The sequence below is a fragment of the Nocardioides insulae DSM 17944 genome (assembly GCF_000422825.1).
In the GTDB taxonomy this organism is placed as follows: domain Bacteria; phylum Actinomycetota; class Actinomycetes; order Propionibacteriales; family Nocardioidaceae; genus Nocardioides; species Nocardioides insulae.
The window spans coordinates 271,544-294,255 of sequence record NZ_KE383929.1 but is presented as its reverse complement, the minus strand read 5'-3'; the positions used below and the strand labels follow the sequence as shown (position 1 = coordinate 294,255).

General features: G+C 70.6%; 19 protein-coding genes. 15 read left to right on the top strand and 4 right to left on the bottom strand.

All coding sequences use genetic code 11. The features are described 5' to 3' along the window. The first annotated feature begins 14 nt into the window (after window positions 1-14). Window positions 15-332 carry a helix-turn-helix domain-containing protein gene (locus G515_RS0115970; protein ID WP_425411234.1) on the top strand — a complete coding sequence of 106 codons (318 nt, stop codon included), beginning with the start codon at window positions 15-17 and terminating at the stop codon, window positions 330-332. 11 nt (window positions 333-343) lie between these two features. Here the strand turns inward: G515_RS0115970 and G515_RS0115965 are convergent, their stop codons facing one another. Continuing rightward, window positions 344-4,870 (bottom strand): Lhr family helicase, encoded by a 4,527-nt coding sequence (locus tag G515_RS0115965; protein WP_028660952.1) that lies wholly within the window; start codon window positions 4,868-4,870, stop codon window positions 344-346. Window positions 4,871-5,033: 163 nt separating this feature from the next. Here G515_RS0115965 and G515_RS0115960 point away from each other — a divergent pair, with 163 nt between their 5' ends. The 9 genes from G515_RS0115960 (at window position 5,034) to G515_RS0115920 (ending at window position 11,967) form a co-directional block, all read left to right on the top strand. Beyond that, window positions 5,034-5,963, top strand: coding sequence for an ABC transporter ATP-binding protein (locus G515_RS0115960; protein WP_028660951.1), 930 nt, complete (start codon window positions 5,034-5,036; stop codon window positions 5,961-5,963). 12 nt (window positions 5,964-5,975) lie between these two features. After that, window positions 5,976-6,800: an ABC transporter permease gene (locus G515_RS0115955; protein WP_051218482.1), complete on the top strand. Its 825-nt coding sequence runs from the start codon at window positions 5,976-5,978 to the stop codon at window positions 6,798-6,800. After that, complete coding sequence (locus G515_RS0115950; RefSeq protein ID WP_028660949.1) at window positions 6,800-7,612, top strand: ABC transporter permease; 813 nt, start codon at window positions 6,800-6,802, stop codon at window positions 7,610-7,612. Before G515_RS0115955 ends, G515_RS0115950 begins: the two co-directional genes overlap by 1 nt. An 83-nt stretch (window positions 7,613-7,695) precedes the next feature. Beyond that, window positions 7,696-7,890 (top strand): DUF3046 domain-containing protein, encoded by a 195-nt coding sequence (locus G515_RS0115945; RefSeq protein WP_028660948.1) that lies wholly within the window; start codon window positions 7,696-7,698, stop codon window positions 7,888-7,890. 361 nt (window positions 7,891-8,251) lie between these two features. Beyond that, entirely contained in the window at window positions 8,252-9,301 is a 1,050-nt protein-coding gene (gene recA / locus G515_RS0115940; RefSeq protein ID WP_028660947.1) for a recombinase RecA, read from the top strand. Further along, the gene (locus G515_RS24020) at window positions 9,273-10,019 is read left to right on the top strand and encodes a regulatory protein RecX (protein WP_084653652.1); all 747 of its coding nucleotides are present in this window, start codon (window positions 9,273-9,275) and stop codon (window positions 10,017-10,019) included. Before recA ends, G515_RS24020 begins: the two co-directional genes overlap by 29 nt. A 22-nt stretch (window positions 10,020-10,041) precedes the next feature. Then, window positions 10,042-10,782, top strand: a complete 741-nt coding sequence (locus G515_RS21855) for a GNAT family N-acetyltransferase (RefSeq protein ID WP_051218481.1) — start codon at window positions 10,042-10,044, stop codon at window positions 10,780-10,782. Continuing rightward, window positions 10,772-11,587, top strand: coding sequence for a HipA family kinase (locus G515_RS0115925; RefSeq protein WP_051218480.1), 816 nt, complete (start codon window positions 10,772-10,774; stop codon window positions 11,585-11,587). Before G515_RS21855 ends, G515_RS0115925 begins: the two co-directional genes overlap by 11 nt. After that, window positions 11,584-11,967: a DUF3037 domain-containing protein gene (locus tag G515_RS0115920; RefSeq protein WP_028660945.1), complete on the top strand. Its 384-nt coding sequence runs from the start codon at window positions 11,584-11,586 to the stop codon at window positions 11,965-11,967. Before G515_RS0115925 ends, G515_RS0115920 begins: the two co-directional genes overlap by 4 nt. Window positions 11,968-12,121: 154 nt before the next feature. On the opposite strand, the gene G515_RS0115915 is transcribed toward G515_RS0115920, so the two are convergent. From G515_RS0115915 to G515_RS0115905, 3 genes are all read right to left on the bottom strand, one after another. Beyond that, window positions 12,122-12,865, bottom strand: coding sequence for a sirohydrochlorin chelatase (locus G515_RS0115915; protein WP_028660944.1), 744 nt, complete (start codon window positions 12,863-12,865; stop codon window positions 12,122-12,124). Window positions 12,866-12,952: 87 nt separating this feature from the next. Beyond that, window positions 12,953-13,696 (bottom strand): phosphoadenylyl-sulfate reductase, encoded by a 744-nt coding sequence (locus G515_RS0115910; protein WP_051218479.1) that lies wholly within the window; start codon window positions 13,694-13,696, stop codon window positions 12,953-12,955. A gap of 184 nt (window positions 13,697-13,880) precedes the next feature. Beyond that, window positions 13,881-15,608 (bottom strand): nitrite/sulfite reductase, encoded by a 1,728-nt coding sequence (locus tag G515_RS0115905; protein WP_028660942.1) that lies wholly within the window; start codon window positions 15,606-15,608, stop codon window positions 13,881-13,883. 447 nt (window positions 15,609-16,055) lie between these two features. On the opposite strand from G515_RS0115905, the gene G515_RS0115900 reads away from it, so the two are divergent. From G515_RS0115900 to G515_RS0115880, 5 genes are all read left to right on the top strand, one after another. Continuing rightward, a complete protein-coding gene (locus tag G515_RS0115900; RefSeq protein WP_036555888.1) occupies window positions 16,056-17,498 on the top strand; it encodes a glycine hydroxymethyltransferase in 1,443 nt (480 codons plus the stop codon). Window positions 17,499-17,688: 190 nt separating this feature from the next. After that, the gene (locus tag G515_RS0115895; protein ID WP_028660940.1) at window positions 17,689-18,057 is read left to right on the top strand and encodes a hypothetical protein; all 369 of its coding nucleotides are present in this window, start codon (window positions 17,689-17,691) and stop codon (window positions 18,055-18,057) included. Window positions 18,058-18,136: 79 nt separating this feature from the next. Next, entirely contained in the window at window positions 18,137-20,050 is a 1,914-nt protein-coding gene (gene dxs, locus G515_RS0115890) for a 1-deoxy-D-xylulose-5-phosphate synthase (RefSeq protein WP_028660939.1), read from the top strand. Window positions 20,051-20,080: 30 nt separating this feature from the next. Next, window positions 20,081-21,205: a sugar diacid recognition domain-containing protein gene (locus G515_RS0115885; protein ID WP_281168309.1), complete on the top strand. Its 1,125-nt coding sequence runs from the start codon at window positions 20,081-20,083 to the stop codon at window positions 21,203-21,205. Between the two features lie 136 nt (window positions 21,206-21,341). Further along, on the top strand, window positions 21,342-22,712 hold the full coding sequence (locus tag G515_RS0115880; protein WP_028660937.1) for a GntP family permease: 1,371 nt from the start codon (window positions 21,342-21,344) through the stop codon (window positions 22,710-22,712).

The following is a 22,712-nucleotide window of genomic DNA, read 5'->3' as shown; positions in this document are numbered from 1 at the left end:
AAAGGAGGAAGGGAGTGCGCATGGTTCTGTTCCGTCGGCTTCTCGGCGAAGTGCTCCGCTCCCAGCGGATGGAGCGCGGCATGACCCTGCGCGAGGTCTCTGCCGAGGCGCGGGTCAGCCTCGGTTACATCTCCGAGATCGAGCGGGGTCACAAGGAGGCCTCCTCCGAGTTGCTCGCCTCGCTGTGCAGCGCCCTGGACGTTCCTCTCTCCCAGGTGCTGGTCGAGGTCTCGGATGCGGTCGCGCTCGAAGAGGCCGCGCTGCTGCCGACCCCGATCCCGGTGCGCACCGGCCCGGAGCGGACCCGCGAAGTCGTGGCCTCCGCGGCCTGAGCCCCTACCGCCTACCTGCTGGCACCGCGCAGGCGGAGCCCGCGCGGGGTGGTCACGAAGCCGGCCTCCTGCAGGGCACGGCGCAGGGGAGTCCCACCCGACCCCAGCAGGGCCGCTCCATCGGCCCGCTCAACCGTCAGCCGACCCAGCACGCCGCGGTGGACGGCGTCCGCGAGCGCTGTGGCGGCCGCGGCCAGGGCGGTCTCGTCCTCCGACCAGGTCAGCAGTGTGCGACCGCCCCGCTCGACGTACATCACCAGCGAGCCGTCGACGAGCACGACCAGCGCGCCGGCCTTCCGCCCGGGACGGTGCCCGGTCCCTGCCTCCTCCGAGGACTCTTCGGAGACCCCGGCCGACGACGGTGCCGGCCAGGGGAGCGCCGCGCCGTACGGGTTGGCCGGGTCGGTGGCGGCCAGGGCGAGGGCAATCGGTGACGCGGCCCTCTCCGCCCGGTCGGGCCCGAGGGTGTACGTGCGTAGCCGATCGACCGCCCCGGACGTGCCGAACTGGGCCGCGCCCAGCCCCTCGATGAAGTAGCCCCGCCGGCAGCGCCCGGACTCCTCGAAGGCAGTGAGCACCCGGTAGACACCGGAGAACCCACCCGGGACCCGCTCACTGGCGACCGCACCCCGCGTGAGCACCCCGTGACGCTCCAGCAGGGTCTCCGCCAGGGCGTGGGCGCGCCGGGTGGGGTCGGTGTCGACCGGGGGCAGCAGGCTCCAGCGACCTGCCGTGGTCGGATCGCCCGCGACCGCAGACACGCCCGGGCGTGCCGGAGGCAGGCCTCGCCGACCCGGCCTGGCCATCCGGCTCCGAGGCGGGGGCCGTCGGCTGCGATGGCTGGGCGTGCCGGTGCGGGTCAGCGCCCGTAGCGGAGCAAGGGTGTCGTTGCCGACCCGACCCGACCACACCAGCTCCCACAGCACGCGGCTCAGCTCCCGGTCGTCCTCGGACTCGACGGCGTCGGCCAGTTGGCGGAAGAACCAGGCACCGCCGGGAGCCAGGGCGGCGAGCACCCGCTCACTCAACTCGGAGGACTCCACGGGCAGCGGCTCGGGGAGGGTGAGCTCGGCACCGTCGCTCAGGTGCAGCGAGACCCACCCGTCGCTGCCCGGAAGCGAGCCGTGCCCCACCCACAGCACCTCCCCGGTGGCGGTGAGTTCGTCCAGATGGGCGGGCTGATAGTCCTCCACCCGCGCGGCGAGCACCAGCGGCTCGAGTGCGCTTGCCGGCAGCGGGGCACCCGCGAGCTGCTCGATGGCGGCGTACACCCCGTCTGGCCCACGCAGCCTCCGCCCGGAGACGGCGCCGGAGACCTGCTGCCAGGCCGGGAGGAACCGCCCGACCGCCACCGGCTCGACCGGCTCGATCTCCCGTCGTAGGCGGGCCAGGGAACGACGCCGCAGGGTGCGCAGGACGTCGACGTCGCACCACTCCTCGCCGCCGGCGAAGGCCGCGCCGCCTGCGGGGCGGAACTCGCCGCTGAGCAGCCGCCCCTGGGTCTCGAGGCGCTCGAGCGTGTGCCGCACCACGGCCGGGCCGAGTCCGAGCCGGTCCGCCACCTCGGCGGCGGTGAACGGGCCGTGCGTGCGGGCATGGCGCCCGACCAGGTCACCGACCGGGTCCGCGACCGGCTCGGTGAACGCCGCAGGGATGCCCGGGGGGACCGGGACGCCCAGCCCGTCGCGGAGCCGACCGACATCCTCGATGACCGCCCAGCGTTCTTCACCGGCCATCCTCACCTGAACCACTCGCCGGGAGGTGACCAGCGCGTCGACCCACCCCGGGACGGCGTCCGACTCGGTGGTACGGGCGAGGACCTCGACGGTGGTCAGAGGGCCGAGGAGACGGAGCAGATCGGCCAGCCCCTCGGCGTCGCGGATCCGCCGGTCGGGCACGATGCGTTGGAGCTGTCCCTCCAGCTCGTGCAGCACGTCGGGATCGAGGAGTTCGCGCAGTTCGGCCCGACCCAGCAACTCGGCCAGCAGGCCCTGGTCCAGGGCGAGCGCGGCCGCCCTGCGCTCGGCCAGCGGGGAATCGCCCTCGTACATGAACTCGGCTACGTAGCCGAACAGCAGGCTGCGGGCGTAGGGGGAGGGCTGGCTGGTGGCCACCTCGATGACCCGCACCTCACGACGCTCGATCCGGCTCAGCAGGTCGACCAGCGCGGGGAGGTCATAGACGTCCTGGAGGCACTCCCGCACCGCCTCGAGCACGATCGGGAAGGAGGGATAGCGGGCGGCGACCTCCAACAGTGCCGCGGATCGCTGCCGCTGCTGCCAGAGCGGACTCCGTCGCCCGGGATGCCGGCGCGGCAGGAGGAGCGCCCGGGCCGCGCACTCCCGGAACCGGCTGGCGAACAGCGCCGAGCCGCCGATCTCGCGGGTGACCAGACCCTCGATCTCCTCGGGGGAGAGCACCACCACCTCGGCGCCCGGCGGCTCGGCCTCGGTGTCCGGGACCCGGATCACGATGCCGTCGTCGGAGGCCACCGCCTGGCCGTCGAGCCCGTACCGCTCCCGGAGGCGGGCGTTGACCGCCAGCGCCCAGGGTGCGTGCACCGGCGTGCCGTAGGGGGAGTGGACCACCAGCCGCCAGTCGCCCAGCTCGTCCCTGAAGCGCTCGACCACCAGCGAGGTGTCACTCGGGACGGTGCCCGTCGCCTCGCCCTGCTCGTGCAGATAGGAGACCAGGTTGCCGGCCGCCCACGCATCCAGCCCCAGATCGCCCGCCCGCTGCTCGGCCTCGGCTCGAGGCATGGCGGCCAGCTCACGGCCGAAGGCGCCCACCGCGGCGCCCAGCTCCGCCGGCCGGCCCAGCGTGTCACCCTTCCAGAACGGCAGCCGGCCGGGGATCCCCGGTGCGGGCGAGACCAGCACCCGGTCATGGGTGATGTCCTCGATCCGCCAACTGCTGGCTCCCAGGGCGAACACGTCACCCACTCTGGACTCGTAGACCATCTCCTCGTCGAGCTCACCCACCCGGCGGCCCTGCTCGGCACCGACGAGGTAGACGCCGAACAGGCCGCGGTCGGGAATCGTGCCGCCGCTGGTGACCGCCAGACGCTGGGCACCCGGCCGGCCACTGACCAGGCCGGTGACTCGGTCCCAGACGACTCGGGGTCGCAGCTCGGCGAACTCGTCGCTGGGATAGCGCCCGGCCAGCAGATCCAGGGTCGCGTCGAAGGCGCTCCGGGGGAGCCGCGCGAACGGCGCCGACCGGCGTACCAAGGTGAACAGATCCTCGACCGGCCACTCCTCCAGCGCGGTCAGGGCGACGAGTTGCTGGGCCAGGACATCGAGCGGGTTGGCGGGCACCCTGAGCGCCTCGATCGCACCGGTGCGCATCCGATCCACGGCCACCGCGGTCGGGGCGAGGTCGGCGCGGTGCTTGGGGAACAGCACCCCGCGGGAGACCTCGCCCACCTGGTGACCGGCGCGGCCGACCCGCTGGAGGGCACTCGCCACCGACGGCGGTGACTCGATCTGCACGACCAGGTCGACTGCGCCCATGTCGATGCCCAGCTCGAGACTGCTGGTGGCGACCACCGCGGGGAGACGGCCGCGCTTCAGGTCGTCCTCGATGAGCGCCCGCTGCTCCTTGGAGACCGACCCGTGGTGCGACTTGGCCAGCACCGTCTCGGTGCCCGCCTGCTCGGTGGCGATCTCGTTGAGCCGAGCCGTCAGCCGCTCCGCCAGCCGGCGCGAGTTGGCGAAGACGATGGTTGAGCGATGCTCCCGGATGAGCCCGGCGATCCGCTCCTCGACGTGCGGCCAGATGGAGCGCTCGTCGTTGTCGAGCTCGGTCATGTCGGGCACCGGCACCGCCACGCTGAGATCCCAGCGCTTCTCGCTGGCCGGGGTGACCAGCGCGACGGGAGCCGTGCCGCCGAGGAAGCGCGCCACCTCCTCCACCGGCCGCACGGTCGCGGAGAGCCCGATCCGCTGGGCAGGCTGCGGCAACATGGCGTCGAGGCGCTCCAGGGTGAGCGCGAGGTGCGCGCCACGCTTGGTGCCCGCCACCGCATGCACCTCGTCGAGGATGACGGTCTCCACCCCCTGCAGAGCCTCGCGCGCCCGGCTGGTGAGCAGCAGGAAGAGCGACTCCGGGGTGGTGATCAGGATCTCGGGCGGATGGGTGGCGAATCGCCGCCGCTCACTGGCGGGGGTGTCACCGGACCGGACGCCCACCCGCACCTGCGGCAACTCGGCGCCCAGCCGCTCGGCGGTGTGCCGGATGCCGGTGAGGGGCGCCCGCAGGTTGCGCTCGACGTCGACCGCCAGCGCCTTGAGCGGGGACACGTAGAGAACCCTGGTGCTCGGCGGGGTCGCCTCCGGTGGAGGAGTGGTGAGCAGTCGGTCGATCGACCACAAGAACGCGCTCAGGGTCTTGCCCGAGCCGGTCGGGGCCACCACCAGTGCGTGCCGACCTGCGCTGATCGCCTCCCACGCGCCGGACTGCGCGGCGGTGGGGCTCGCGAACGCCGCCGAGAACCACTCCCGGGTGGGTTCGCTGAAGCGAGCGAGCGGATCGGTCATGGAGACATCCTGGCAGTCGGCACCGACAGTCTCGGAGGGATCGGTCGGCCCGGGTTGACAGTCCGGGTTGACGGTCCGGACGGCCAGATCGGCGGGGACTCTCGTGGGCCAGGTGAGATTCCGCGTCGCGGACTGTCGGCGAGCGGCCCTAGAGTCTCGCTACATGTCGGCAGAGCTGATGATCTCGGCGCGCGGGGTGCGCAAGTCCTTCGGCGAGGTCGAGGCCGTCCGGGGCATCGACGTGTCCGTGCAGCGTGGCGAGGCGTTCGGCTTCCTGGGGCCCAACGGCGCCGGCAAGTCCAGCACCATGCGGATGATCAGCGCGGTCAGTCCGGTGAGTGCCGGCGAGCTCCGGATCCTCGGCCTGGATCCGGCCACCGACGGTCCCGAGATCCGGGCCAGGATCGGCGTGTGTCCCCAGGAGGACACCCTCGACACCGAGCTCAACGTCCGGGAGAACCTCTACGTCTACGGTCGCTACTTCGGACTGCCGCGCCGGGAGGTCCGGGCACGGGTGGACGAGCTGCTGGAGTTCGCCCAGCTCACCGAGAAGGCGACTACCGTGGTCGACCACCTCTCCGGCGGCATGAAGCGGCGGCTCACCATCGCGCGCAGCCTGATCAACCGGCCGGAGATCCTGATCCTCGACGAGCCCACGACCGGGCTCGATCCGCAGGCCCGGCATGTCATCTGGGATCGCCTGTTCCGCCTCAAACAGCAGGGAGTCACCCTCATCCTGACCACGCACTACATGGACGAGGCCGAGCAGCTCACCGACCGCCTGGTGGTGATGGACAAGGGTCGGATCGCGGCCGAGGGGTCGCCCCTCGGGCTGATCGAGCAGTTCTCGACACGGGAGGTGGCCGAGCTCCGGTTCGGGGTCGGACAGCACGAGGCACTGGCCGAGCAGGTCCGTGACCTGGCCAAGCGGGTCGAGGTCCTGCCGGACCGGCTCCTGATGTACAGCGACGACGGCGAGAGCGTCGTCGCCGGCGTCCACGAGCGTGGCCTCACGCCGTTGGTCACGCTGGTGCGACGGGCCACCCTGGAGGACGTCTTCCTGCGCCTCACCGGCCGGACCCTGGTGGACTGAGGGCCGCCCGCCATGACGGAGATCTCCGCGGACGGACCGCGCGCGGCCGCCCCTCGCACCGTCCTGGAAGGAGCCTGGCGGCTGGCCGACTTCTGGGCGATCAGCTACCGCCGTACCTGGAAGGGGAGCGTCATCTCGTCCTTCGTCGAGCCGCTGCTCTACGTCGTGGCTATGGGCGTGCTGCTGGGCGGGTTCGTCGACGCGTCCGACGACAGCCTCGAGGGGGCGGGCTCCTATTTGGCCTTCGTGGCCCCGGGCCTGTTGGCCGCACACAGCATGACGACGGTCTTCGGCGAGGCCAGCTACCCCGTTCTCGGCAAGATCATCTGGGACAAGGCCTACTTCTCCATGGTCGCCAGCCCACTCGGCATCGGCTCGGTGGTGCTCGCCCACGTGGGCTTCATGCTCCTCCGCGTCGCCGTCTCCGGGGCGGTGTTCACCGCCGTGATGGCACTGTTCGGTGTCTATGCAGGTGTGGGCGGTGCGCTCGGTGCCTGGCTGGTGCAGGTGTTGATCGGGGCCGCGTTCGCCACGCCGCTCTACGCCTACGCCGTGAGTCTGAAGACCGACGTCGGATTCGCACCCGTGTTCCGGCTGGGCATGATCCCGATGTTCCTGTTCTCGGGTGCCTTCTTCCCGGTGGCCAACCTCCCCGTCCCGCTGGAGGTCGCGGCCAGGTTCACCCCGCTGTGGCACGGCGTCGACCTGACCCGGATGCTGAGCCTCGGCACGTTCGAGCCCCTGGCCACCCTGGTGCATCTGGCCTTTCTGACGGCGTTCGCGGTGGTCGGGTGGCACCTGTCGGTGCGGCAGTTGACCCGGAGGATGATGACCTGATGCCGGTGCTCTCCGCGGCCGCCGGACGTTCGATCGCCCGATCGCCGGGGCCGGTCCAGGCCACCGGCCTGTTGGTCCATCGCAATTTCCTCTCCTACCGCCGGGCCTGGCTGGTCTTCCTCACCGGGTTCTTCGAGCCGCTCTTCTACCTCCTCTCGATCGGCATTGGAGTGGGGTCGCTGGTCTCCGGTTTCGAACTCAACGGTGAGGAGATCGCCTACGCCGATTTCGTCGCGCCCGGGATGCTGGCGGCCTCGGCGATGAACGGCGCGGTCCTCGACTCGACGTACAACTTCTTCTTCAAGATCCGCTATCTCAAGCTGTTCGATCAGATCCTCGCGACCCCGATGACCACCGGAGATGTGGCGCGCGGTGAACTCACCTGGTCACTGCTGCGCGGCGGGATCTACTCGGCGGCCTTCCTCGTGGTGATGCTCCTGATGGGGCTGGTCGACTCGTGGTGGGCGTTGGCCGCGGTGCCGGCGACTCTGCTGATCGGGGCCGCCTTCGGCGCGGTGTGCATGGCACTGACCACCTACTTCACCAGTTGGCAGCACTTCGAGTACATCACTCTGGCGACCCTCCCGATGTTCCTGTTCTCCGCCACCTTCTTCCCGGTGACGACCTTCCCCGATTGGCTGCGCTGGATCGTGGAGGTCACCCCGCTCTACCGAGGGGTGGTGCTCTGCCGGGAACTCACCACCGGTGCCCTGTCCTGGGATTCGGCCGTCTCTGTCCTCTACCTCGCGGCGATGGCCGCGGTCGGGTTGGTCCTGGTGCGCCGGCGACTAGACACCCTGCTGCTCACCTGAGCGGTCCCCAGGCTCCCGATGCGGGCTCGGACCGGGGTTCCGTGGCATGCTGGCCGCCGTCGAGGACCATCTGGGGAGGGGCGATGCGTCACACCGAGTTCTGGGCCCGGATGGAGGGCGCCCTGTCACCCGGGTACGCCGGGGTCTGGGCCGACCAGCAGGTGCTCGCCGCCCTGGGCGGACGTACGGTCCGCGAGGCCCTCGACGCGGGCCACGCGCCCAAGGAGGTCTGGCGTGCCGTCCACACCGCCCTCGACCTGCCGGCCAGCGAACGCTGAGCGTTGCTGCCCCCTGACCGGTCCCCGCGCTGCTGACCGCGAGTGCTGACCGCGAGTGATCGTCGATGGACCTCCCGGAGTCGATCGGTCGGATCCCGATCGCCCGGGGTCTGGTCGTGCTCTCGTCCTGGCCTGGTTCCGGGTCTGGACCTGGCCTGTGCGGCGTTCGCAACACGCCACCACGACCAACCTGGATCGAACATCTGTTCGGGCTAAGGTGGCGGTGTATCGCACATCCGCGGGCCTCATCCACAGGCTCCGTTCCAAGACTGTCGGTGGCCTCCTCTAGCGTCCAGGATTGATGGCGACGACACGACGAAAAGCTAAGACGACCGGGGCCAAGGGGTCCGAGGGAAGGAACATCATGGCTGGTGGTGACCGCGAGAAGGCGCTAGACGCTGCACTCGCCAACATCGAGAAGTCATTCGGCAAGGGGTCGGTGATGCGGCTGGGCGATGAGGCCCGTGCGCCGCTGGAGATCATCCCGACCGGAGCGATCGCGCTCGACGTGGCTCTGGGCCTGGGCGGGTTGCCTCGGGGCCGGGTCGTGGAGATCTACGGTCCGGAGTCCTCGGGTAAGACCACGGTGGCCCTGCATGCGGTGGCCAACGCCCAGCGGGCCGGCGGCATCGTGGCCTTCATCGACGCCGAGCACGCACTCGACCCGGACTATGCGAAGAATCTGGGCGTCGACACCGACGCCCTGCTGGTCAGCCAGCCCGACTCGGGGGAGCAGGCGCTGGAGATCGCCGACATGCTGATCCGGTCGGGCGCGCTGGATCTGATCGTGATCGACTCGGTGGCCGCACTGGTCCCGCGGGCGGAGATCGAGGGCGAGATGGGCGACAGCCACGTGGGCCTTCAGGCGCGGCTGATGAGCCAGGCCCTGCGGAAGATGACCGGCGCTCTGAACGGCGCGGGCACCACGGCGATCTTCATCAACCAGCTTCGGGAGAAGATCGGCGTGATGTTCGGTTCGCCGGAGACCACCACCGGTGGCCGGGCGCTGAAGTTCTACTCCTCGGTGCGTCTCGACGTGCGCCGGATCGAGTCGCTCAAGGACGGCCAGGAGGTCGTGGGCAACCGCACCCGGGTCAAGGTCGTGAAGAACAAGGTGGCCCCGCCGTTCAAGCAGGCGGAGTTCGACATCATGTACGGCAAGGGCATCAGCCGCGAGGGCGGGCTGATCGACGTCGGTGTCGAAGCTGGCCTGGTCCGCAAGGCGGGCGCTTGGTACACCTACGAGGGCGATCAGCTCGGCCAGGGCAAGGAGAATGCGCGCAAGTTCCTCTCCGACAACCCCGACCTCGCCAACGAGCTGGAGAAGAAGATCCTCGAGAAGCTCGGGGTCGGACCGACAGTGGACGGCGAGGAGCTCTCCGATGAGCCGATCGGCGTCGACTCCTTCTGATCCCTGGCAGGGCGAGGCAGACCCGTGGGCGTCGTCCGGGCCACCCCCAGCGTGGCTCGGCGACGTCACCAGCGGCGTCGAGGCCTGGACTCGAGGCACTGGCGACACCGCTGACCGTCCGGCAGCGGATCGCTCCCGGCGCAGCGGTGATCGGACCGGCAGGGCGAAGTCGGGTTCCCGGGGTCGGGCCGGGCGAGCCCAACCCGCACCGGCGGCGGCACCCACGGACGAGGAGGCTCGGGGGCGCAAGATCCTGCTCGATCAGCTGACCGCTCAGGCCCGCAGCCGCCGGCAGTTGGCCGACAAGCTGGCCCAGCGCGAGATCCCCGATGAGATCGCGACGGCCCTGCTCGACCGCTTCGAGGAGGTCGGGCTGATCGACGACGCAGCCTTCGCCCGGGCCTGGGTGAGCGGTCGCCAATCAGGCAAGGGGTTGGCGCGCAGAGCCCTGGCACAGGAGCTTCGGCGCAAGGGCGTCTCCGACGAGGTCGCCCGAGCCGCGCTCGACGAGCTCGATCCTGACGACGAGCGGGAGGCGGGGCGAGCCCTGGTCCGCAAGAAGCTCCGGACGATGCACCGGCTGGATCAGCAGGTCAAGGTCCGTCGACTCGTGGGGATGCTCGCTCGCAAGGGCTATTCGCCCGGGGTGGCGTACGCCATCGTCCGCGAGGAGGTCGACGCCGACCCTGACGAGGGGATGCTTGAATCGGGGCTGTGAGCACCGAGCGAGAGATCGGCTCGTGACCGTCCCCGTGCAGGTGCGGGTCGACGGCAGGTGGCGTACCGGCACGGCGGAGCCGGGGGAGAGCTGGTACGCCGCTGCCGGCCGCATCTCGGGGAGCCCGGCGGCGGCGGTCTGGGCGATGGATCTCTCCGGCGAGGTGAAGGAATTCAGCGCCGATCCCGAGCCCCGGGTGGCGCTGCGGCCGATGGTCACCGGCGACCTGCGGGTGCTGGCGGGCTGGCTCGCCCAACCGCACGTTCGGCGGTGGTTCGGCGTCGACGGCGAGCCCACCCTGGCCAACATCACCCAGCGCTACGCCCCAGACCTACGCGCCGGCAGCGGCACCGATCTGTGGGTCGTCGAGGCCAACGGAAGGTCGGTCGGGTTCTGTCAGGACTACCTGCTCCGCGATCATCCGGACTATCCGGTCCTCACCCACGATCCGGACTCGCTGGGTCTCGACTACGCGATCGGACCCCCGGCGATGGTCGGAGGTGGGCTCGGCACCCGGATCCTCTCGCACTGGTGCCGGCATGCGCGCGAGCGCCATCCGGGGGCACGCTCGTTCTTCGCCGCGCCGGATCATCGCAACCTCGCCTCCCGGCGGGTGCTGCGCAAGCTGGGCTTCACCGAGGAGGTGTGGTTCGACGAACCGGAGCCCGACGGCTCGGTGAGCACGGTGGTCGGGCACACCTTCGACGTGGTCCGAGTGCTCGGCGGGGAGGACACACTGGGATACTCGCGCCATGACTGCTGACTTCGGCGAGCTCGGCGCGGATGGGCTCGCGCGGGTGCGCGTCACGCGCTATGTCACGCCCCTCAGGGAGGGCGGAAGCCTCCCCGGGATCGTGGAGGCCGATGACCTGGGCACCTATGTGTGCAAGTTCCGTGGTGCCGGCCAGGGCGTGCGGGTGCTGGTCGCCGAGGTGATCGTGGGTGAGCTGGCCCGACGCATCGGGCTGCACACGCCGCGACTGGTGGTCCTCGACCTCGACCCGGAGATCGCACGCTACGAAGCCGACGAGGAGGTCCAGGATCTGCTCAATGCCAGCCCCGGCCTCAATCTCGGCATCGACTTCCTCCCCGGCTCCTTCGGGTACGACGGGGATCCCGGGCCCGGTAGCGCAGACCCGGCCAAGGTGCTGTGGCTGGACGCCTTCACCGCCAACGTCGACCGGTCCTGGCGCAACCCCAACCTGCTCCTGTGGCACGGAGACCTGTGGGTCATCGACCACGGCGCCTCGCTCTACTTCCACCACGCTTGGCAGGGCGGGTCGCTGGCCAAGGAGGGTGGACCGGAGCGGTTCGCGCAACAGCCGTGGAACTCCGATGACCACGTGCTGCGGCAGTACGCTGACCAGCTGCCCGCCGCCGACGCGGAGATCCGCCGGCAGTTGGACGAGTCGGTCTTCGCCGAGGTGCTGGCCACCGTGCCAGACGAGTGGCTCGAGCCGGTCCCCGGCGCCGAGACCCCGGCGGCACTGCGGTCGGCGTACGTCAGCTTCCTGACGGCCCGCTTGCGGGCCTCGCAATGGCTCCCGGTCGCGGAGGTCTCGGCATGAGCGCGCGGCTGTCCTACCAGTACGTCGTGCTTCGTTGTGTGCCACGGGTGGACCGCGAGGAGTTCCTCAACGTCGGCGTGGTGCTCTACTGCGAGGCGGCCGGCTTCCTCCGTGTCGGGTGGCGGGTCTCGGCCGACCGGCTCTCCGCCGCCTTCCCGACCCTCGATGTCGACCAGGTGTGCGAGGCGCTGGCGTTCGTCGACGGGGTCTGTGCCGGCGATGCGCGCGGCGGGGCTGCGGCGCAGCACCCCCTCGGGCAGCGGTTCGGGTTCGTCCGTGCACCGAAGAGCACCGTGCTCCAGCCCGGGCCGGTGCACGGCGGGGTCGCCGCCGACCCGGAGGCCGAGCTCCAGCGGCTCGTGGAGCAGCTGGTCAGCTGATCGGCACGATCGGCCGACCGGACCGGGCTGCGGCCCGGGTGAGAGGGCGTAGCTGTCGACGGCTGGCCCTCGCAGCACGCCGACTCGGCGGAGAGTGGATCGAGCCGGCGTCCAACGACGCCGGCTCGATCTTGGGTTGCAGGAGCGGAGGCTCTCAGACGGGGACGAGTTCGACCGCGCCGACGGCGTAGCGCGCCAGGACGGTGCGGGCCACCTCGGGGTGGGCGCCCAGGGGGTCGGAGACGGCGACGGCGCCGGCTTCGAGGGCGAGTTCGGCGGCCCGGTCCGGGAGCAGACCCGGGGCGAGGAAGAGCGAGGCGACCGCGATGTGCCGGCGTCCCTCCGCCCGGAACTGGCGGACGGCCTCGCCGGTGGCAGGGGGTGCGGAGGAGGCATAGGCCGCCACCACGGGGAGCCGATGGTGCGTGCCCCACACCCTGGCCAGACGGGCGACCGCCTGGTTGGCCAGGGGGTCGCTCGAGCCGGCCGCGGCCAGGACGAGCGCGTCGAGCTCACGCACCCGGGCCTGCTTCAGCGCCGCCCGCAGTCGTACGTCGAGCACCTCCAGGAACCGGGTCTCCAGCCCGAGGACGTCGGTCGCCTGGATCTTCACACCCTGGTGCCGGGCCTGGGCCTCGGCCACCACGGAAGGTACGTCGACCTTGGCGTGGAAGGCGTCGGTGAGGAGCAGGGGCACCACCACGATCTCCTCGTGGCCCGCCTTGACCAGACGGTCGATGACGGTCGTGAACGAGGGCCGCGAGAGTTCGAGGAATGCGGGCTCGATCCGCAGATCGGGCCGCATCGCGCGGACCTCCTCGACGAGAGCGGTGATGGTGGCAGAGGAGCGCGGGTCACGACTGCCGTGAGCCAGCGCGACCAGTGCAGGAGCGGCCATGGTGCTCGGGCCTCCCTTCGGAAAGTGCGTGATGCTGGGGGTGGGGGGTGCCGACGACGATGTCGGCGGGGGATGGATGGACGTGGGTCAGGTGTGGATGCCGCACTCGGTCTTGTTCATGCCGGCCCACCGGCCGGAGCGCGGATCATCGCCGGGAGCGACCCGACGGGTGCAGGGCGCGCAGCCGATCGATGGGTAGCCGTCGTAGACGAGCGGATTGACCAGGATCCCGTTCTCGGCGATGTACTGGTCGACCTGCTCGTCGGACCAGCGGGCCATCGGGGAGACCTTGACCTTCTGCTTCTTGGCGTCCCAGCCGATGACCGGGGCGATCACCCGGTTGTGGGTCTCGGCGCGGCGCAGCCCGGTCGCCCAGGCGTCGTACCCGCTGAGGGACTCGGCCAGGGGCTTGACCTTGCGCAGCTGGCAGCACAGGTCGGGGTCGGTCTTGTAGAGGTCCTTGCCGTAGGTCTCGTCCTGTTCGGCGACGCTCTGGACCGGTGTGATGGTCAGCAGGTTGACGTCCATGGTCGCGGCCACGGCGTCGCGGGTGCCGATGGTCTCGGCGAAGTGGTAGCCGGTGTCGAGGAAGACCACGTCCACCCCGGGTACGACGGTGCTGGCCAGGTGGGCCAGGACGGCGTCGCCCATCGAGGAGGTGACGCAGAAGCGCTCTCCGAAGGTGGCGGCTGCCCACTCGATGATCGTCTCCGCGGGTGCGAGCTCGAGCTCGGCACCCCAGTGCAGGACGAGCTCGCGCAGCTCCTCGGGGGAGCGGCCGGCGGTCTGGACGGCGCGGTTGGCCCGCGCCGCCGCGGTGGCCACACTCATGACTGACCTCCTCGGGTCGGTGACGGTGTCATGCCCAGGCTTTTCAGGACGAAGGCGCGCAAGCAGGAGCGGCACTCCCAGGCGCCGTGCGGCGAGGTGACCTCACCCGTGTCCGCCACCACCTCATGGGGACGGAGGTCCTCGTCACCGCAGTAGGGGCAGTGGAACGGAATCGCGCGCTCGCTCATGTCGCCGCGGGTTCCAGGATCTGCTCGCCACGGAGCAGGTTCTCCTCGGCGCGGGCGACCCAGGTGGCGAAGGACTCTTCCGGCGACTCCCGGTCGGACAGGTAGTTGGTCGCCAGCGTGGTGACGTAGTCGCCGAGGCCCGCGGAGGTGACCTTGTGCGCACGCAGCTTGCGGCCGAAGTTGGCCTGCAGTCCGGTGGCGCCGCCGAGGTGCACCTGGAATCCCTCGACCTGGTTGCCGTCGGCGTCGAGGACGAGCTGACCCTTCAGCCCGATGTCGGCGACCTGGGTGCGGGCGCAGGCGTTGGGGCAGCCGTTGAGGTTGACGGTGATCGGTGCGTCCAGTTCGGGGACCCGCTCCTCGAGCTCGGCGATCAGGTCGCGGGCACGATTCTTGGTGTCGACGATGGCCAGCTTGCAGAACTCGATGCCGGTGCAGGCCATCGTGTTGCGCCGCCAGTTGGAGGGACGGCCCGAGAGGCCGATGGGCTCCAGGGCGTCGAGCAGCCCGTCGACGGATCCGGGCTCCACGCCGAGCAGCACGATCTTCTGGTACGGCGTGAGGCGGGCGGCCGGCACGCCAAACCGCTCCATGACCTCGGCCAGGGCGATCAGCATGGTGCCCGAGACCCGCCCGGCGACGGGTGCCAGGCCGACGTACTTGTTGCCGTCCTTCTGGTCGTGGACGCCGATGTGGTCGCGGTGGGCGACGGGCGCGGGCGGAGACTCGAGCGAGACCATCGGCTTGCCGAGGTATTCGTTCTCGAGGACCTCCCGGAACTTGTCCTTGCCCCAGTCGGCCACCAGGAACTTCAGCCTGGCCCGGCTGCGGAGACGGCGGTAGCCGTAGTCGCGGAAGATCCCAGCGACCCCGGACCACACGTCCGGGACCTCGTCGAGGGGGATCCACACGCCCAGCTTCTCGGCGAGGCGGGGGTTGGTCGAGAGACCGCCGCCGACCCAGACGTCGAAGCCGGGCCCGAGCTCGGGGTGGACGGTGCCCACGAAGGCCACGTCGTTGAGTTCGGGCGCCACGTCCTGGCTGGGGTGACCGGTCAGGGCGGTCTTGAACTTACGGGGGAAGTTCGAGAACGCCGGGTCACCGAGGTACCGCCGCTTGATCTCCTCGAGAGCGGGAGTGCCGTCGATGATCTCGTCGGCCGCGACGCCGGCCACCGGCGATCCGAGGAAGGGGCGAGGAGAGTCGCCGCAGGCCTCCACCGTGGAGAGCCCGGCCGCCTCGAGGGTCTCCCAGATCGTCGGGACGTCCTCGACGCGGATCCAGTGGTACTGGATGTTCTCCCGGTCGGTGATGTCCGCGGTGTCGCGGGCGTAGTCGCGGCCGATCTCACCCAGCGCACGCACGGTGGCCGGGGCGAGTCGGGCGCCGTCCGAGCGGACCCGCATCATGAAGTAGCGGTCGTCCAACTCCTCCTCGGGCACGCTGCCGGTCTTGCCGCCGTCGAAGCCCGGCGCACGCTGGGTGTAGAGGCCCATCCAGCGGAAGCGTCCACGCAGGTCGGAGGGGTCGATCGAGTCGAAGCCCCGCTTGGAGTAGATGTGCAGGATCCGGTCGCGGACGTTGAGGGCGTCGTCGTCCTTCTTGTTCTGCTCGTTCTTGTTCAGCGGCTCGGTGAAGCCCAGGGCCCACTGGCCTTCGCCGCGCTTGGGGCGCGGGATCTCGGTGCGGGTCGCGGTCTTCGACTGGAAGCGCAGATCAGGCATGGAGGGCAGGTCCTCGGAATGTCAGGGCGTGGCTCGATCGCCGCGCCCGGGGGAATGGAGTCATCTCGGGCGGCGGGCCGGCTCGTGGCTCAGGATGAGCGATGAGCGGCCGCGGTCAGCGAGGCCAACACATCGCGCTGCGGGTACGCCCGAGGTCCACGTGGCGACGTACCACGAGGTGGGCGTGAGTTGCAGCGGTGACCATGTCAAGGAGTCTCAGCCCTCGGAACCGACGACCACAAGCGCCTGTCTCATGCCGTGAGACGCATGTCCGAATAGTGATACGAGAATCCTGTTTCCCCGGAGGGGAGCCGACCTCGGTGAGGCCCAGGTCACACCGGCGACCGGATTGGGCGGCGGAGGTTCGGTGGGCCTGGCCTGTCGGTCGCCGTCCGCGCCTCGACGACTGATTCGTGCCGGGGTCGCCGGGTCACTAGCATTCCAGGCATGGCCGACCTGAACTCGCTCACCAGCAGCGCCTACCGCCACGCTCTCGAGGTCATCGCCTCGGTCGAGCCCCGCATCGCCGATGCCACGCGCCAGGAGCTCGCCGACCAGCGAGCCAGCCTCAAGCTCATCGCCAGCGAGAACTACGCGTCCCCGGCCGTGCTGATGACCATGGGCACCTGGTTCAGTGACAAGTACGCCGAGGGCACCGTCGGCCACCGCTTCTACGCCGGCTGTCAGAACGTCGACACGGTCGAGGCCCTCGCCGCCGAGCACGCGCGCGAGCTGTTCGGTGCCGAGTACGCCTACGTCCAGCCGCACTCGGGCATCGACGCCAACCTGGTCGCCTTCTGGTCGATCCTGGCGCACCGCATCGAGTCGCCGGCCCTGGCCGAGCACGGCGTGCGCAACGTCAACGACCTCACCGAGGCGGACTGGGAGAAGCTGCGCCGCGAGCTCGGCAACCAGCGCCTCCTCGGGATGAGCCTGGACGCCGGCGGCCACCTCACCCACGGGTTCCGGCCCAACATCAGCGGCAAGATGTTCCACCAGCAGCAGTACGGCACCGACCCCGAGACCGGGCTGCTGGACTACGACGCCCTGGCCGCCAAGGCGCGCGAGTTCAAGCCGCTGGTGCTCGTCGCCGGCTACTCGGCGTACCCGCGACGGGTGAACTTCGCCAAGATGCGCGAGATCGCCGACGAGGTCGGCGCCACCCTGATGGTCGACATGGCCCACTTCGCCGGCCTGGTGGCGGGCAAGGTCTTCACCGGCGACGAGGACCCGGTGCCGCACGCCCACGTGGTCACCACCACCACCCACAAGTCGCTGCGCGGTCCGCGCGGCGGCATGGTGCTGGCCACCGAGGAGTTCGCCCCCAGTGTCGACCGCGGTTGCCCGATGGTGCTCGGCGGCCCGCTCAGTCACGTGATGGCGGCCAAGGCGGTCGCTCTGGCCGAGGCCCGCCAGCCCGCCTTCCAGACCTATGCGCAGCAGATCGCCGACAACGCCAAGTCGCTTGCCGAGGGTTTCCTGCGGCGCGAGGCGAACCTGGTCACCGGGGGCACCGACAACCACCTGGTCCTGCTCGACGTGACCTCCTTCGGCCTCACCGGTCGGCAGGCCGAGTCGGCGCTGCTCGACGCCGGTGTGGTCACCAATCGCAACTCCGTGCCGGCAGACCCGAACGGCGCCTGGTACACCTCCGGCATCCGGCTCGGTACGCCGGCGCTCACCACCCGGGGCTTCGGCGCCGCCGAGTTCGACCGGGTCTCCGAGCTCATCGTCGAGGTCCTGTCCAACACCACCCCGGGCACCACCAAGGCCGGCGGCCCCTCGAAGGCGTCCTACCGGCTCGCCGACGGAGTTGCCGATCGGGTGCGCTCCGCCAGCGCCGAACTGCTCGAGAAGAACCCGCTCTACCCCGGCCTCGAGCTCGCCTGAGCTGCTCGACGACCACGACGCCGGCGCCCCGATCAGGGGTGCCGGCGTCGTCGCATGTGGTGCCCGGGTGGTGTGCGAAGGCCTCCTTCCCGGGCGCTCGTTCGGTCACCCGGTCAAGGCAGCGTCAGTCACTCGACCCAGAGCCGACAGCGACTTCCTGAATCGAACAGATGTTCGATAGACTCTCCTCATGCCTGCTTACGCTCCGCCCGGGTGGCCGGACCAGGTCCGTCCACCCGACGCGCCGGGATGGGAGGAGACCGCGGCGTCCTGGCTGCTCGACCGCTGCCCCTCCGACTACCGCCGCTATACGGGCCTGCGTCGTCACCTGGTCGTGCTCGCCCGGTTCGCCGTGCTCCACGTCGAGGCCGACCAGGCCGCGATCCGGCGCGGTCTCTCCGAGGCCCGGGCGGATCTGGGGCAGGTGGCCACCCCTGCCGTGGTGGAGGCCGCCGTCCAGACGCTCCTGCTCGAGGACGCCCGGCTCTCCGCCGTACGCCGGGAGGTCGGGCTCGTCGAGGACGCCATCCGGGGGCGCCGCTATGTTGCGCGGCTGTGACGCGACGAGCCCAGCGAACCCACGCACACCCGGCGTGAGGAGGCGGCACAGTGCGACACCGGGTTGTAACCTCCCGTCCATGGCTGTTCTCCCATCGGTGACCTCGCCCGACGACCTCCGGGGTCTGAGCGAGGACCAGCTGACCGAGCTGGCCGTGGAGATTCGCGATCTGCTGGTCTCCAGTTGCGCGGTCGGCGGTGGTCATCTCGGGCCCAACCTCGGGGTCGTGGAGCTGACCCTGGCCATCCACCGGGTCTTCGACTCCCCGACGGACCGGGTCATCTTCGACACCGGCCACCAGGCCTACGTGCACAAGATGCTGACCGGCCGGGCCGGCGAGTTCGGTGGCCTGCGTCGCGAGGGCGGCCTCTCCGGCTACCCGAGCCGGGCCGAGTCCGACCACGACGTCGTGGAGAACTCACACGCCTCCACCGCCCTGTCCTACGCCGACGGCCTGGCCAAGGCCTATGCCATCCGCGGGGAGCAGCGGCACGTGGTGGCCGTGATCGGCGACGGTGCGCTGACCGGCGGGATGGCCTGGGAGGCGCTCAACAACATCGCGATCGCCAAGGACAGTCGGCTGGTCATCGTCGTCAATGACAACGGCCGCTCCTACACCCCGACGGTGGGTGGGCTGGCCAACGCCCTCACCTCGCTCCGCACCGACCCGCGTTACGAGCAGACCCTCGAGACGATCAAGAAGCGGCTCCACCAGGTGCCGGGGGTGGGTGCGGCCACCTACGACGCGCTCCACGCCATCAAGAAGGGGGTCAAGGACGCGCTGGCTCCCCAGGGGCTCTTCGAGGATCTCGGCCTCAAGTACGTCGGCCCCGTCGACGGGCACGACCGGGTCGCGATGGAGCAGGCCCTGGAGAGGGCGAAGCGCTTCGGTGGGCCGGTGATCGTGCACGCGATGACCCGCAAGGGATTTGGGTACGACGCCGCCGAGCGGCACGAGGCCGACCAGTTCCACTCGCCGGGGCCCTTCGACGTCGTGACCGGCGCGGAGACCCCGAAGGGGAGGATCTGGACCGACGTCTTCGCCGACGAGATCGTGGAGATCGGCCAGCGGCGCCAGGACATCGTGGCGATCACCGCCGCGATGATGCACCCGGTCGGGCTGCACCACTTCGAGGCCCGCTTCCCCGAGCGCACCTTCGACGTGGGGATCGCCGAGCAGCATGCGGTGACCTCCGCGGCCGGCCTCGCGATGGGGGGCCTCCACCCGGTGGTGGCCGTCTACGCGACCTTCCTCAACCGGGCCTTCGACCAGGTGCTGATGGACTGTGCCCTGCATCGCTGCGGCGTCACCTTCGTGCTGGACCGATCGGGCGTCACCGGCGACGATGGCGCCTCGCACAACGGCATGTGGGACATGTCGATCCTCGAGGTGGTGCCCGGGCTGCGCCTGGCCGCGCCACGCGACGCGACGCGCCTGCGGGAACTGCTCAACGAGGCCGTGGAGGTCGACGACGCTCCCACGGTGGTGCGCTTCCCCAAGGGGCCGCCTCCCGAGGACCTCCCCGCGATCGACACCGCGGGCCGCGCCGACGTCCTGTTCCGGAGGGGCGATCCCGACGTCCTGCTCGTCGGCGTCGGCGCGATGGCCGGTACGGCGGTCGCGGCCGCCGAACTCCTGGTCGCGCAGGGGCTGGGGGCGACCGTGGTGGACCCCCGCTGGGTCAAGCCGGTCGACCCCGCCCTGGTCGACCTGGCCGGCCGATACCGGCTGGTGGTGAGCGTCGAGGACAACGGGGTCGCCGGAGGCGTCGGCGCGAGCCTGCTGCAGGCGCTGTCCAAGGCCCGGGTGGACACGCCCGTGCGGATCCACGGGATCCCCCAGGAGTTCCTCGACCATGCCAAGCGGGCCGCGATCCTCGAACGGATCGGCCTCACCCCCCAGACCGTCGCCCGCAGCGTCATCGAGGAGATGGCCGGTCGCGCACTCGAGGGTGACGTGGCTCCGCGGAGCCACCCGAGCAGCCGGTACTGACCCCTGCGCGCAGCACGCACGCCGTCCCCGGTGGGTCGCCGACCGTTGAGTCCGGAGCTGGCTCGCCAGGTGGCCGATCGGACGATGGCCGTGCTCCGGCACAACGTCAACGTCATGGACTCCGACGGCGTGATCCTCGCCTCCGGTGATGGTGATCGGATCGGCGGCGTCCACGAAGGCGCGTTGCTCGCCGCGCAGCAGCAGCGGGTCGTGGAGATCGGTTCGGAGGAGACGGGCGCGCTCCGCGGGGTCCAGCCCGGGGTGAATGTGCCGATCCGCAGTCGGGGCGAACTCATCGGTGTCATCGGCATCACGGGTGATCCGGCCGAGGTGCGGGTCCTGGGCGATCTGATCCGGGTGACGGCGGAGCTGATGGTCGATCAGGCCCACGCGGCCGAGCAACAGCACTGGCGACGGCACGAGCGCGAGGAGTTCGTGGCACAGGCCGCGACGGGTGCGGTCGAACGCCGGGACCTGGCGCCGTGGGCAGCGTCCCTCGGGATCGATCTGGACGTCGCCCGGTTGTCCGTGGTCGTCGTACCGACCGGCACAGGCGAGGGGATGGGGGGTCTCGGAGAACTGCACCGTTCCCTGGCCGGCATCCGCGGCGTCCTCGTCGGGCGTACGTCGCCACGGGAGTTGGTGCTCTTCAGCACCGCCCATCGTGCGGAGCGGCTGCCGATCTCGGTCTCCGAGCCACTGAGCGATCGTCGCGAGACGATCCGGTACGCCGTGGGCCGGGCGTTCTCCGGCGAGCTCGCCTTCGAGCGGGGCTACCTCACCGCACTCGACGTTCTTGCGGTCGGGCGTCTGATCCGGGAGGACACCTCGGCCTACACCTTCGATGACCTGCCCCTGCTCGCGCTGCTCTCCGGCCTGCGGCAGGACTGGCGGGCAGAACTCGTCGCCGAGCCGTGGCATCGGCTGGAGGCGTCCGATCCCACCGGGGAACTGCGCGCCACCTTCCAGGCCTACGTGCGTCACCGGGCCAGTCCCACGGCCACGGCGAACGCGCTCCACGTCCATCGCAACACCGTCCGCTACCGGCTCGGCCGGATCGGGGAGATCACCGGTCTACAGCTGGACCGGCTGCCGCACGTGATGTGGCTCTATCTGGGTCCGGTGGTGGCCACCGGAGGCGACATCGGCGGGTAGCTGTGCGATCGCACAAAGCGGCGGCGCAGAATCTGGCCAACCGCCTGTGGACCGCGTCACAGCCCGCCACCATCCTTGGTCCGAGTGACTCTGGCCGCCCGATCTCGTGGACCGGCCACTCGACGAAAGGCTCTCCGTGGTCGACCTGCTCATCCTGATCGCCCTGGTCGTGGGGCTGGTGCTGCTCACCGCAGCCGCCAAGATGCATCCCTTCCTCGCGCTGCTGATCACCGCCCTGGTCGGAGGGGTCGCCTTCGGGCTGCCGCTGCTGACCGAGGGTGATTCGCTCGGTGTCGTGTCGGTCGTGACGGCCGGGTTCGGCACGACCCTGGGGAACATCGGCATCGTGATCGTGCTCGGCACGGTGATCGGGGTCTTCCTGGACCGTTCCGGGGCGGCCATCACGATGGCCGACGCCATCATCAAGATCTTCGGCAAGCGGTTCCCGACGCTGACCATGAGTGCCATCGGCTACGTCGTCTCGATCCCCGTCTTCTGCGACTCCGCCTACGTCATCCTCAACTCCCTGAAGGAGTCGATGGCAGCTCGCACCAAGACCAGCCCGGTCGCCATGTCGGTGGCCCTGGCCACCGGCCTGTACGCCACCCACACACTCGTGCCCCCGACGCCGGGCCCCATCGCGGCCGCCGGCAATCTTGGTCTCTCGGACAAGCTCGGTCTGGTGATGGCCGTGGGCCTGGCGGTCGGGATTGTCTCGGCGGCGGCCGGCTCGCTGTGGGCGCTGCGCTTCTCCCACGCCCAGCCGGAGGGCGAATCGAACGAGCATCTCGACCGCCGGATGGCCGAGTTCGCCGAGGTCGCCGCGTCCACCCACCGGCCGGGCACGTGGGCGTCGTTCGCCCCGATCCTGGTGCCGATCGTGCTGATCATGCTCGGGTCGGCGATGGCGCTGCCGTTCCTGCCGGCCACCGACTCCGTCGTCGCGGACGCGCTGAGGTTCGTCGGTCAGCCGGTCATCGCGCTGCTGGTCGGTGTCGCACTCGCGATCTACTCACTGCACTCCAGGAACGGCGAGAAGACCGTCTCGGACCGGATCGGGGAGGGCATCGTGGACGCCGCCCCCATCCTGCTCATCACCGGTGCCGGCGGTGCGTTCGGAGCCGTGATCGCGGCCACGGACCTGGGCAGCTACCTCGGCGACAAGCTCTCCGCCCTCGGGATCGGCATCCTGGTGCCCTTCCTCATCGCCGCGGCGTTGAAGACCGCCCAGGGCTCCTCGACGGTGTCGATGGTGACCACCTCGGCCCTGGTCGCGCCGCTCCTCGGCGATCTCGGACTGACCGGTGACCTCGGGGCGACCCTGGCGGTGATGGCGGTCGGCCTCGGCGCCATGACCGTCTCGCACGCCAACGACAGCTACTTCTGGGTGGTGAGCCAGTTCAGCCGGATGAGTGTGGGCCAGGCCTACCGCGCGCAGACCACGGGCACCCTGATCCAGGGTCTGGCGGGCATGCTCGTCGTCCTTCCGCTCTCGCTCCTGGTCTGA